11 protein-coding genes are annotated in these 12,432 nt (G+C 70.6%); 8 read left to right on the top strand and 3 right to left on the bottom strand.

The genetic code is table 11. The features are described from left to right. The first annotated feature begins 176 nt into the window (after positions 1-176). From NS220_RS20640 to NS220_RS15680, 3 genes are read left to right on the top strand one after another with little or no spacing between them, the layout of a single operon-like run. A complete protein-coding gene (locus NS220_RS20640; protein ID WP_242864644.1) occupies positions 177-1,736 on the top strand; it encodes an ABC transporter ATP-binding protein in 1,560 nt (519 codons plus the stop codon). 8 nt (positions 1,737-1,744) lie between these two features. Further along, positions 1,745-3,274 carry a hypothetical protein gene (locus tag NS220_RS15685; protein WP_346335432.1) on the top strand — a complete coding sequence of 510 codons (1,530 nt, stop codon included), beginning with the start codon at positions 1,745-1,747 and terminating at the stop codon, positions 3,272-3,274. 60 nt (positions 3,275-3,334) lie between these two features. Beyond that, positions 3,335-3,601 carry a DUF3039 domain-containing protein gene (locus tag NS220_RS15680; protein WP_043363140.1) on the top strand — a complete coding sequence of 89 codons (267 nt, stop codon included), beginning with the start codon at positions 3,335-3,337 and terminating at the stop codon, positions 3,599-3,601. A 77-nt stretch (positions 3,602-3,678) separates the two neighbouring features. Here NS220_RS15680 and NS220_RS15675 read toward each other — a convergent pair whose 3' ends face one another. Next, on the bottom strand, positions 3,679-5,013 hold the full coding sequence (locus NS220_RS15675; protein ID WP_058624954.1) for a nicotinate phosphoribosyltransferase: 1,335 nt from the start codon (positions 5,011-5,013) through the stop codon (positions 3,679-3,681). Positions 5,014-5,200: 187 nt separating this feature from the next. Between NS220_RS15675 and murI the strand changes: the two genes are divergently transcribed. The 5 genes from murI to NS220_RS15650 all read left to right on the top strand — a co-directional run bounded on the left by murI (position 5,201) and on the right by NS220_RS15650 (position 9,212). Beyond that, positions 5,201-6,019: a glutamate racemase gene (gene murI / locus NS220_RS15670; protein ID WP_058624953.1), complete on the top strand. Its 819-nt coding sequence runs from the start codon at positions 5,201-5,203 to the stop codon at positions 6,017-6,019. A gap of 32 nt (positions 6,020-6,051) precedes the next feature. Further along, a complete protein-coding gene (gene rph / locus NS220_RS15665) occupies positions 6,052-6,777 on the top strand; it encodes a ribonuclease PH (RefSeq protein WP_058624952.1) in 726 nt (241 codons plus the stop codon). Between the two features lies 1 nt (position 6,778). Further along, complete coding sequence (gene rdgB / locus NS220_RS15660; RefSeq protein ID WP_058624951.1) at positions 6,779-7,375, top strand: RdgB/HAM1 family non-canonical purine NTP pyrophosphatase; 597 nt, start codon at positions 6,779-6,781, stop codon at positions 7,373-7,375. A gap of 18 nt (positions 7,376-7,393) precedes the next feature. Further along, a complete protein-coding gene (locus tag NS220_RS15655) occupies positions 7,394-8,212 on the top strand; it encodes a glycosyltransferase (RefSeq protein WP_058624950.1) in 819 nt (272 codons plus the stop codon). A gap of 82 nt (positions 8,213-8,294) precedes the next feature. Beyond that, positions 8,295-9,212, top strand: coding sequence for a cation diffusion facilitator family transporter (locus tag NS220_RS15650; protein ID WP_058624949.1), 918 nt, complete (start codon positions 8,295-8,297; stop codon positions 9,210-9,212). A gap of 43 nt (positions 9,213-9,255) precedes the next feature. Here the strand turns inward: NS220_RS15650 and NS220_RS15645 are convergent, their stop codons facing one another. Next, positions 9,256-9,819, bottom strand: coding sequence for a hypothetical protein (locus tag NS220_RS15645; protein WP_058624948.1), 564 nt, complete (start codon positions 9,817-9,819; stop codon positions 9,256-9,258). A gap of 53 nt (positions 9,820-9,872) precedes the next feature. After that, on the bottom strand, positions 9,873-12,353 hold the full coding sequence (locus NS220_RS15640; RefSeq protein ID WP_058624947.1) for an ATP-dependent DNA ligase: 2,481 nt from the start codon (positions 12,351-12,353) through the stop codon (positions 9,873-9,875). Between the last annotated feature and the right edge of the window lie 79 nt (positions 12,354-12,432).

Genomic DNA, 12,432 nt, shown 5'->3' with positions numbered 1-12,432 from the left:
TTGGCTCTGCCTCTTCGGCGAGAGTTGTGGTGAGCACGGTGTCGTCGTTGTCGATGTCTGCTTATTATATCTCCCTGCCTTCCTCTCTCTTCAGTCGTGTCTCCTGTTTCGTTGCCCTTTTAATGTTCCGCCGACCATCTAGCTTGACACGCGTAAGATCGTCGGCAGCGTCATATTTGTATAAGAGACAGGCCCCGGACGGCGCCGCGCCGGCGGAGTTGGATGCGGCGGAGTCGGATGTCGCGGTGGCCCCGGACGGCGCCGCGCCGGCGGAGTCGGATGCGGCGGAGCCGGACGCTGCGGAGTCGGATGCGGCGGAGCCGGACGCTGCGGAGTCGGATGCCGCGGAGCCGGACGCGGTGGAGTCGGTAACCGCGGAGTCTGGAGTCGCGGAGCCGGATGTCGCGGGGCCGGATGCCGCGGAGTCGGAGACCGCGGAGTCGGAGACCGTGCAGGGGCAGGCAGGAGAGGGCGCCGACAAGACGGCCGCGCCCGCGGACGCCTCGCTCGTTCACCCGGTCGAGGATCCCACGCCGGCGGATTCCGCGGCGGAAGAGCCTGTGGTCGTCCTCGACGCCGATGAGCCCTCAGGGGCGGTCGGCGAGCCAGAAGCGAAACCGGCGGAATCCTCGTCGACCGAAGACACCGTCGACGAAGCGATCGTCTCCGCGGAGACGTCCGACGACGCTCCGGCGCCCGATACGGACGACGCCGACATGGCGGACGCCGACGCTCCCCGCGGCGACGCCACCCAGGTCGAGGATCCCACGCCGGCCGACGCGCCGGTCGAAGAGCCTCCGGCCGATGCCGATGCCGATGCCGATGCCGATGCCGACGCAGACGCCGATGCCGACGCAGACGCCGAAGCCGACGTCGAGGCCGACGACCCGACCAAGGCGAGCGCCGCGACCACCGCGGGAGCCGCCATCGGCGTCGCAGCGACGGAGACCCCGACGGCTCCGCAGGCCGATGACGCGACTCCCGCGCTGACCCTGCGCAACGTCACCAAGACCTTCGGTGAGCTGCGCGCCGTCGACGGCATCGACCTGACCATTCCCGCCGGATCCTTCTACGGCCTCGTCGGGCCGAACGGCGCAGGAAAGACGACGACCCTGTCGATCATCGCGGGGCTTCTCCGTGCGGACGGCGGGACCGTCTCGATCAACGGTGTGGACGCGGCCAAGAACGCGCGGGCCGCGAAGAAGATGATCGGCGTGCTCCCGGATCGGCTGCGGACTTTCGACCGCCTCACCGGTCGACAGCTCCTGTCGTACTACGGTGCCCTGCGCGGTCTCCCCGCGGCCCTCGTCGAGAGTCGCTCCGCCGATCTCGCGCGTGCCTTCGACCTCGTCGACGCGCTCGCGCGCCCGGTCTCGGACTACTCCGCCGGTATGACGAAGAAGGTCATGCTCGCCGGGGCGATGATCCACTCGCCGCGGCTGCTCGTCCTCGACGAGCCGTTCGAGGCGGTCGACCCCGTGTCGAGCGCGGTGATCCTCGACATCCTCGGCGCGTACGTCTCGCACGGGGGGACCGTCATCCTGTCCAGCCACGGCATGGAACTCGTCGAGCGCGTGTGCTCGCGCGTCGCCGTCATCGTGTCGGGCCAGGTTCTCGCCGAGGGGACGGTCGACGAAGTGCGCGGGGAGGCGAGCCTCGAGCAGAGGTTCCTCGAGCTCGCGGGCGGTCTCGGCGACGTGGAGGGCCTGGAGTGGTTGCACACGTTCTCCGGCTGAGGCTGGCCATGATGCTCGGCGCCCTCCGCGGCGACCGGGACGATGTCCTCCGGCGGGTGGTCGGTCTTTTCGTGCTCGTCGCCGGGACGATCTTCGCCGCCGTCAACGCGAGCGGCCTCGGTGACGTCGATCGCCTCACCGCGGCGGTCGTGACGGTCCTCGCGGGTTCGGCGATCACGCTCGGCTTCGCGGTCGGCCCACCGGTGACGGCCTCCGTGGACCCGCTCGACCCGCGCCGCTTCGCCGTCGTCGGCCCCGAGCCGCGGCCGCTCGCCGGTGCGCTCCTGCTCGCCGGATTCCTGAGCGTCCCCGTCTTCGCCGTTCTCGTCCTCGCGATCAGCGTCGCGATCGCCTGGAGCGAGCAGGGCGTGAGTGCGTTCGCGAGCGCTGTCTCGATCATCCTCGGACTCACGACCTGCGTCCTGCTGGCGCGCGTCAGCATGGCCCTCGGCACGCTGGTCAAGCGTCCCCGGCAGTCGCGTGAGCTCGCGGGGGTCTATCTCGTCGCCGTGCTGGTCGTCGTGGTCCCCGTGGCCGTCTTCCTCGGTTCGCTCGAGTGGCGGGGCACCGTGCCCACGCAGCTCGTGTCCGCCGCCGAGGTGCTCGCCTGGACGCCCGTGGGCGCGGCATGGGGGATCGCGCTCGCGCCGACGCCGGGAGCGGCGGCGGGCAGCGCGATCGTCGCCGTCGCCACGGTCGTGGTCCTCGCGGCGTTGTGGTTCGTCCTCGTGCGAATCCTCCTCACCACCACTCCGCGACCGGTCGCCGTGCGCGAGCGCGGCGGTCTGGGATGGTTCGCCCTGCTTCCCGGGACGCCCGGTGGTGCCGTCGCCGCCCGCAGCCTCTCGTACTGGCTGCGCGATCGCCGCTACCTCGTGAACATCGTCGTCGTGCCGATCGCGGCAGTCCTGTCGATGGTTCCCCTCGTCGTCGCCGGCGTGCCGATCGAGGTCGCGGCGCTGTTGCCGGTTCCGATCATGGCGCTGTTCTTCGGGTGGCTCCCGCACAACGACCTCGCGTACGACTCCACCGCCCTGTGGATGCACATCGCCAGTGGGGTGCGTGGGCTGTCCGACCGTATCGGGCGCCTCGTTCCCGTGCTCCTGATCGGTCTGCCGATCCTCGCCGTCTCGATTCCCCTCGCGACCGTCGCGCACGGACGTTGGGCGTTCCTCCCCGCCCTGATCGGCGTGTGCGCGGCGCTGTTCCTCTCGGGTCTCGGCCTGTCCAGTGTCTCGTCGGTCGTGGCACCGTACGCGGTCTCGCGTCCGGGAGACAGCCCGTTCCAGCAACCGCAGCGCACCGGCTCCGGCGGCGTTCTGGCCCAGGGACTCGTGATGCTGGGGTCGCTGCTGGCCGCGTCGCCCGCGCTGTGGTTCGCGGGTCGTGCCCTCGCCTCCGACACCGAGGACGCCGTCGTGGCCCTGTGGGTCGGCCTCGGGGCCGGTGTGATCGTCCTCGTCGTCGGAGTCGTCGCCGGTGCGATGCTGTTCGAGCGCCGCGGAACGCGTCTGATGGAGTTCGCCGAGGCGACCTGAGCGGCGGGGTTCGCGCAGAACCGGTCCGCCGCCTGCGCGCCGCGGCTACACTGGCACACCATGAGCACGCCTCTCGACAGTCCTGACAGCGGGGGCCTCGCGACCCTGGATCGTGAGCTCGAGGAGCTCATCCGCGAAGAGAACATCGAGCCGGGTGACCACGAGCGTTTCTCGCATTACGTCAAGAAAGACAAGATCCTCGAGTCGGCCCTGACCGGCAAGCCGGTGCGCGCGTTGTGCGGCAAGAAGTGGACGCCGGGACGCGACCCCGAGAAGTTCCCCGTGTGCCCGCAGTGCAAAGAGATCTACGAGTCCCTGACCAAATAGTCGTCGCGGCGACGCACGCAGCGCGTCTGATGCGGTGACGCGGCCCGTCGAGGCGACGTCCCCGCCGCAACGCGCGGTCAGCGCGAGGGAGTGGCCTCGCGGTACTCCGTCGCCAACGCCGGGTCCGCCTTGCTGAGCGCGAGGGCACGTACCGGGAGTTCCTCGCGCACCCGCGCGTGGTGGGCCCGCGCGGCCTCGACGCCGACGGGGCCCAGGGCCGCGGCATCCGCTTCCCCCTCCACCATCAGCGTGGTCTGGAGGGCGCGCGCGTCGGGGTGCTCGGCGGCGGTCGACAGCTCCTCGAAGCCGTCGCTCACGATGATCAGCTCCGAGGTCGCTGTGCCCTGATCGAGGGTGCGGAAGGCGGCTTTGCGGCCCCCGTGGGAGGCCTTCTGCGCGGACGCTTTCGCCACGGCCACCCAAGAGCCGTCGGTGGCTTCTCGGGCGACCAGCTTGAAGACCAGCCCGGCGGTGGGGACGCCCGAACCGGTCGAGACCGACGTACCCACGCCGTAGGCGTCGACGGGGGATGCCGCCAGCGCGGCGAGGGCGTACTCGTCGAGGTCGCTCGTCACGGTGATGCGGGTCTTCGTCGCGCCGAGCTCGTCGAGCAGGGCGCGTACCTCCCCGGCGACGATCGGCAGGTCGCCGGAGTCGATGCGGACGCCGCCGAGCTCGGAGCCGGCGACGCGGACGGCGGTGCGGACCCCCTCGGCGATGTCGTACGTGTCGATGAGGAGAGTGGTCCCGGCCCCCAGGGCGTCGATCTGCGACCGGAACGCCTCCTCCTCGCTGTCGTGCAGCAGGGTCCAGGCGTGCGCGGCGGTTCCCATCGTGGGCACGCCCCAGCGGCGTCCGGCCTCGAGGTTGCTCGTGGCCGAGAACCCTGCGATGTAGGCGGCCCGGGCGGCGGCGACGGCGGCTCCCTCGCTCGCGCGCCGCGAACCCATCTCCGCGAGCGGCCGGTCCCCGGCGGCGACGCTCATGCGGGCGGCAGCGGTCGCGACGGCCGAGTCGTAGTTCAGGATGCTCAACGCCAGCGTCTCGAGCACGACCGCGTCGGCGAATGTGCCCTCGATGGTCAGCAGCGGGGACCCGGGGAAGTACACCTCGCCCTCCCGGTACCCGGTGACCGAGCCGGTGAAGCGGTAGTCGGCGAGGTGGTCGAGGGTGGTGGCATCCACGATCCGGTTGTCACGCAGGTAGCGCAGCTCGTCGTCGCCGAAGCGGAAGTCCTGAATGGCTTCGAGCAGACGGCCCGTGCCCGCGACGACGCCGAACCGGCGGCCGCCTGAGAGGCGGCGTCCGAACACCTCGAACACGCAGCGGCGTCCCGCGGTGCCGTCGCGGAGCGCCGCGTCGAGCATCGTCAGTTCGTAGCGGTCGGTGTACAGGGCGGTGCTACGCGTCATGTCGCCAGCCTATTGCGACCCCGCGCTCGCGCCGGGCCCACGCCCCGCCGTGCGAAACTCCTGAGTTTCGGGCCGCGAGGCCCACGGGCGGCCACTGAAGTCGGCCCCACGCCCGAATTCTCAGGAGTTCGGTACGCCTCCGCACCGAGACCTGCCCGCCCGACCCCGCCCGGTAGGCTGGGGATCTATGGATGACGCGCCGATCGGGATCTTCGACTCGGGGGTCGGCGGTCTCACCGTCGCCCGGGCGGTCTCTCAGCAGCTCCCGCGCGAGTCGATCCTCTACATCGGCGACACCGCCCGTTCGCCCTACGGACCCCAGCCCATCGCCGACGTCCGGCGCTACGCGCTCGAGGTGCTCGACACCCTGGTCGAGCAGGGCGTGAAGATGCTCGTGATCGCCTGCAACACCGCATCCGCCGCCATGCTGCGAGATGCACGCGAGCGTTACGAGATCCCCGTCGTCGAGGTCATCGGGCCCGCCGTGCGCACCGCGATGTCGACCACGCGCAACGGTCGCATCGGCGTCATCGGCACGGTCGGCACGATCGGCTCGCGCGCCTACCAGGACATGCTCGAGGTCAACGAACGCCTCACCGTGTTCGCCGAGGCCTGCCCGCGTTTCGTCGAGTTCGTCGAGGCGGGCGTCACCGACTCGCCCGAGGTGCTCGCGACCGCCGAGCAGTACCTCGCCCCGCTCCGCCACGCCGGCGTCGACACCGTCGTGCTCGGGTGCACGCACTACCCGTTCCTCGAGGGGGCCATCAGCTACGTGATGGGTCCCGACGTCAGCCTGGTCTCCAGCGACAGCGAGACCGCGAAGGACGTCTACCGCCAGCTCGTCTCGCGCGACCTTCTCGCGGGACCGGATGCCGTTCCCCGACACCGCTACGAAGCCACCGGTTCGTCGGCCGAAGATTTCGTGAACCTCGCCAACCGCCTCATGGGCCGTGAGGTGCGCGAGGTGCAGCTCGTGCAGACCGGCGCCATCGACCTGCCGCGCTGACAGCCCGGCATCCACTCGTCCGAGGAGGACCCATGACCCGCAAAGACGGCCGCACCAACGACCAGCTCCGTCCCGTGACCATCGAGCGCGGGTGGTCGGCGCACGCCGAGGGCTCGGCGCTCATCACCTTCGGGGGCACGAAGGTGCTGTGCACGGCCTCGTTCACCAACGGCGTGCCGCGCTGGCTCACCGGCAAGGGCAAGGGCTGGGTCACGGCGGAGTACGCGATGCTCCCGCGCGCGACGAACAGCCGCAACGACCGCGAGAGCATCAAGGGCAAGGTCGGCGGGCGCACGCACGAGATCTCGCGTCTGATCGGCCGGTCCCTGCGGGCCGTGGTCGACACCAAGGCGCTCGGCGAGAACACCATCGTGATCGACTGCGACGTGCTGCAGGCCGACGGCGGCACGCGCACCGCCGCGATCACGGGGGCGTACGTCGCCCTGGCGGATGCCATCGCCTGGGGCCGCGAGAAGAAGTTCATCGCCCAGCGCTCCGAGGTGCTCATCGACTCGGTGTCGGCGGTGTCGGTCGGCATCATCGACGGTGAGCCGATGCTCGACCTCGCCTACGTCGAGGACGTGCGCGCCGAGACCGACATGAACGTCGTCGTCACGGGCCGGGGGCTGTTCGTCGAGGTGCAGGGCACCGCCGAGGGCGCGCCGTTCGACAAGGCTGAGCTCGACCGCCTTCTCGAGCTCAGCGTGGACGGGTGCGCCGAGCTGCGCGGCATCCAGACCGCGGCGCTCGAGGGCTGAGATGGCCCGCGTCGTCCTCGCCACGCACAACGCGCACAAGGTCGAGGAGTTCCAGGCGATCGTCGCCGCCGTCCGCCCCGATCTCGAGGTCGTCGGCTACGACGGGCCCGAGCCCGTCGAAGACGGCGTCACCTTCGCCGCCAACGCGCTGATCAAGGCGCGCGCGGCCGCGGCGTACACCGGACTACCCGCCCTGGCGGACGACTCGGGCGTGGCCGTCGACGTGCTGGGCGGCTCGCCCGGGGTGTTCTCGGCCTATTGGGCAGGACACAAGAAGGACGCCACGGCCAACCTCGAACTGCTGCTCGATCAGCTGTCCGACGTGGCCGATCCCCACCGGACGGCGCAGTTCGTGTCGGTGATCGCGCTGGTCGTTCCGGACGGTCGCGAGGACACCGTAGAGGGTCGCTGGCCCGGTCGGCTCGCGACGGCCCCCGGCGGTACCGGCGGCTTCGGCTACGACCCGATCTTCATCCCGGAGGGTCAAACGCCGGGTGAGGAACGCACGGTGGGCGAGTGGTCGGCGGAGGAAAAGAACGCGGAATCGCACCGCGCACGGGCGTTCCGTCATCTCGTGCCCCTTCTCCGGAAACTTTGAGCGTGTAGGAAGGAAGGCGTGAAGCCCCTTCCTTCGGTGTCGATCATCGTGCCCGCCTTCAACGAGGAGGCCGTGATCGCGCAGTGCCTCGAGGCAGTCGTCCGCCAGACGGTGCCGGCTCGGGAGGTGCTCGTCGTCGACAACCGATCGACGGACGGCACTCGGGCCGTGGTCGAGCGTTTCGTCTCGGAGCACCCGGGTGCCGGCATCCGCCTCCTCCGCCAGGATGAGCGACAGGGCCTTGTCCCGACGCGGAACCTCGGGATGGATGCCGCCGTCGGCGATGTCCTGGGGCGCATCGACGCCGACACGGCCATCAAGCCCGACTGGGTCGCGCAGGTGTCGCGCGTGTTCGCCTCGGGGGAGGTCGACGCGGCCTCGGGGCCGGTCGAGTACTACGACCTGCCGCTGAGGACGATCGGCCACCAGATCGATGACGCGCTCCGCCGGCTGCAGGTGCGTCTGGCCGGCGACTTCGTGTTCCTCTTCGGCAGCAATATGGCCGTGCGGGCCGACGCGTGGCGCGACGTGCGCGAGTACCTCTGCGAAGACGAAGAGGACATCATGCACGAAGACCTCGACATCGCGGTGCACCTCGCTCTCGCCGGTCGGCGCATCGGCTACTTCTCGAACATGGTGGCCGGGATCGGCGCGCGCCGCCTCGACGACCGTCCGCGCGATTTCCGTCGCTACATCGATCGTTTCGAGAACACCTACGCGGCGCACGGCATCCGCGACATGCGTCTGCGCGCGCCGATGGCGGTCTTCCTCGGGGTGTATCCGCCGCTGCACGCGCACCGGCGGATCCAGGCGCAGCTGGCGGGCCTGCGGCGCTGATCCGGCGAGAGCGACACCCGTTCTCATTCCCGACTACCCCGGAAACACGCGGGTGATCGTGTGTCCCGCCTAGCCTGGAGCTATGCACGATCACGCCCCCGCCGGTGGCATCCGCGATGCCAACAATCGGCGTCTGCTCGCCACCGCCCTGACGCTCACCGCGTCGGTGATGGTCGTGCAGATCGTGGGGGCGATCCTGTCGGGCTCCCTCGCCCTGCTCGCGGATGCGGCGCACATGTTCACGGATGCCGCCGCTCTCGTCGTGGCACTGATCGCCACGGCCATCGCCTCGCGCCCCGCCGACGACCGCCGGACCTTCGGCTACCAGCGCGCCGAGGTGCTGGGGGCGCTCGCGAACGGCGTCATTCTCATCGTCCTGTGTGGGTGGGTGGGGATCGAGGCGGTGCAGCGGCTCCTCGCCCCCGCCGAGGCGGAGGTGCAGGGCGGCCTGATGCTCGTCGTCGCCGCGGCCGGCATGGTCGCCAACGCGATCTCGATGTGGGTGCTCGGTCGCGCGCAGAAGCGGAGCATCAACGTCCGCGGCGCATACCTCGAGGTGCTCGGCGACCTCTTCGGATCGATCGCCGTGATCATCGCGGCGATCGTGATCGTCACGACCGGATTCACGCAGGCGGATGCCATCGCCTCCCTGCTCATCGCCGTCCTCATCGTCCCGCGGGCCGTCGGCCTGCTGCGCGAGGTCGTCGTCGTGCTGACGGAGTCGGCTCCGGTCGACGTGCACGTGGCCGAGATCCGTCAGCACCTGCGCGACACGGACGGCGTGGTCGACGTGCACGACGTGCACGTGTGGCAGCTCACGCGCGGCGCGCCCGTCTTCAGCGCGCACGTCATCGTGGAAGACGCGGCGCTGACCGACGGGCGTGCGGCCCGCATCCTCGAGTCCCTGCAGGGGTGCCTGGCCGACCACTTCGACGTCGAGCACTCGACCTTCCAGCTCGAGCCCGCGGGTCACGTCGAGCACGACACGCGTCACGCGTAGTGGCCGGGGGCACCCCGGGCCGCCCACCGACGCGCTCGACCGATCAGAAGGGCCCAGGAGCGCGGTAGAGGGTCGCGTACTCGGCGTCGCAGGAGGCCAGCACGAATCCCTTGGCCCACCCGTAGCCGAGGATCAGCTTCCCGTCCGGGTAGAGGCGCGTGATCCTGCCCCCGGCCTCGATGTGCACGAAGCCGTCCGCGTCCATCCACCACCGCCCCGCGCTCGTGACCGCCGCGGTGTCTCCGGACACGCACTGCCGTCCGGCGGCGTTCTTCTGGATGTCGTCCCCGGCTACCACGCCAACGAGCTCCGCGCTGCCGTCCGTTCGAAGGGTGAGCGACGAGCCTCCGGCCGTATATGTGACCGGGAGATGCACTTGGTGCTCCAGGGTGGCGAGGGCATCCGCCGTCTTGACCGACACATCGATCTGTCCGAGAGCGAGGAAACTCATGACCACCACCGTGAGGGTGGCCACCCAGGGCAGCCATCGCCGGAGACGACGAAGGCGCCGTGTCAGCAGGAACGTCAGCGGTGCCGCGAGGGCGATGACGCCGAGACCGACGATCCAGATCACCAGCAGCTGGAGGTCGAGATCGCTGATGAACACGCGATCAGGCTAGCGGTCGTGACGTGCGCCGCATCGTCGGAATCGCCACCCCCTCAGCCCTCCCGCACCACCTCGCTCGGATCCTTGTCCGGCCGCAACCCCCGCCACCGCGCCTGTCGCAGGATGCCGTCGGGGGTGAACTCGGCGAACTCGACCTCCGCGACGAGCTCGGGGCGCACCCAGATCGCGTCCCGCGCATCGGCTGCCGGAACGCCCACGAACGGATCCGTGTCGCTCCCGAGCGGCCCGAGCAGCTCGCTCAACCGCGCGAGCGTCTGCTCCGAGAAGCCCGATCCGACCCGTCCGGCGTACCGCAGCCCGTCCGGACCGGGTACGCCCACGAGCAGTGAGCCGATCGTGCCCGCGCGGTTGCCCTTGCCGGGTCGAACGCCGCCGATCACGACCTCCTGCGTCCGGGTGTGTTTGACCTTGAGCCACAGCTCCGATCGTTCGCCGTGGCGGTACGTCGACTGCGGATTCTTCACGACGACCCCCTCCAGCCCGAACCGGCCGCTCGTCGCGAAGGCGGCATCCACGTCGTCGAAGACCGGCGGGACGACGACCGGAGGTCGCGCGTTCCGCGCGAGGGATTCCAGGATGCCGCGGCGCTCGACGAGCGGGAGAGGGGAGACATCGCGTGCCCCCACGGCGAGCACATCGAACAGGTAGAACTGGACGGGAGTGCGCCGCGCCTCCCTCTCGATCTCGCGCGGCTGGGCGAGGTTCATCCGCTTCTGCAGGAGCGGGAAGCTCGGCCGCCCCTGGGCGTCGAGGGCGACGATCTCGCCGTCGACGATCGCCGGCTCGGAGCCGAGCCCGAGGTCGAGCGTCGTGAGTTCGGGGTAGGTCGCGCTGAGGTCGTTGCCATTGCGCGAACGCAGGCGCAGACGTCGGCCGTCCCACAGCCCGACACCGCGGATGCCGTCCCACTTCATCTCCACCCAGGCCCGATTCCACCGCTCGGCGGCCGCCCGGGCGAGGCCGGGCGTGGCGGCTACGGCGAGCATCGGGCGCAGATAGTCGGTGGAGGAGGCCTCGGCGGGGGAGCCCGTCGACGCGGCCGTATCGAGCCCCGCAGGCCGAGAAGCAGCGGCGGTGCCGGATTTCGGATCGGACCCGTTCCGCCCGTGATCGAGAGCCACGACCGGCCGACCGTCGCCCTGCGGGCGGCCCTCGGCATCCGTCTTCATCCGGTGCAGCAGCCACTGCGACTTCTCTCCGCGCCCCTCGGTGCGGATCAGCGCGATGCGCACGCGACCGAGCGGACCGTCGGCTCGTCCCTGGAGCGTGGCGATCACCTCGTCGTCGCGCCACTTCTCGAGCTCGAACGTGCCGGTGTCCCAGATCGTCATGATGCCCGCGCCGTACTCGCCGCGCGGGATCTCCCCGGCGAAGTCGAGGTACATCATCGGGTGGTCTTCGGTCATGACCGCCAGACTGTTCTTGGCTGTCGTCGAGGGGATGCCTTTGGGCACCGCCCAGCTGACGAGCACGCCCCCGTGCTCGAGGCGCAGATCCCAGTGCACGCGTGAGGCGTGGTGCTCCTGAATCACGAAGCGGGGGAGACCCTCGGGCGCTGGCGCGGCGTGGGCCTCGTCCGGTACGGGTTCGGGCGTGCGTCCGGCGCTGCGTTTGGAGATGTACGCCCGAAGCGGAGCGGTGTCACGCTCGACCGCGGCGAGGGGGTCTCCTGTGCGCTCGAGAACCTCGGTGAAGAGCAGGTGGCGGAGGTCGGGGTCGTCGAGCTCCTCCCACGTGCGGGGGGCCGCGACCGTCGGCTGCGCACGCCCGCGCAGCGAGTAGGGCGCGATCGTGGTCTTCGACCCGTTGTTCTGGCTCCAGTCGATGAACACTTTGCCCGGGCGTGCGGCTTTCGCCATCTGACTGACGACGAGGTCAGGGTGATCGGCCTCGATCGCGCGCGCGAGTTCCTTCGCGAGCGCGCTGGCGGCGTCGCTCGTCGCACGACCGTCGAGATGCGCATAGAGGTGAATCCCCTTGCTACCGCTGGTGACCGGGAGGGGGTTCAGGCCCATGTCGCGCAGGATCGCCCGCGCCCACCGGGCGACCTCGGCGCACTCGGCGAGGCCGACCCCCGGACCGGGATCCAGATCGAGCACCAGGCGGTCGGGGTTCTGGCGCTCACCCTCGGGGGAGAACCGCCACTGCGGGACGTGCAACTCGAGGCTCGCGGACTGCGCGAGGAAGACCAGCGTCGGCAGATCGTCGACGAGGGGGTAGTCCTTGGCCCCCGACGAGTGGTCGATCGGGAAGCGCCGCACCCACGCCGGAGCGCCCGGCTCGAGGGCTTTGGCGAAGAAGGGGTCCCCGGGTTCGGTCGCGGTGCCGACGCCATCGGGCCAGCGTTTGCGTGTGACGGGGCGGTCCGCGACGTGCGGGAGCAGACGCGGGGCGACGCGCGAGTAGTAGTCGATCACCTCGCCCTTGGTGGTCCCGGTCTCGGGGTACAGGACCTTGTCGAGGTTGGACAGCCGCAGCCGACGCCCGCCGATGCGCACCGTCTGCTCCGTCATCGCCCCAGCGTAGAGCGGGGGAGGCCCGGCACGCCGAGGGGGTTGCGGGGCGCGGTGCCGGGCCTCCCCCGCTCTACGC

The organism is Microbacterium testaceum, assembly GCF_001476655.1.
In the GTDB taxonomy this organism is placed as follows: Bacteria; Actinomycetota; Actinomycetes; order Actinomycetales; family Microbacteriaceae; genus Microbacterium; species Microbacterium testaceum_C.
This window is presented reverse-complemented; position numbering and strand designations above follow the sequence as displayed.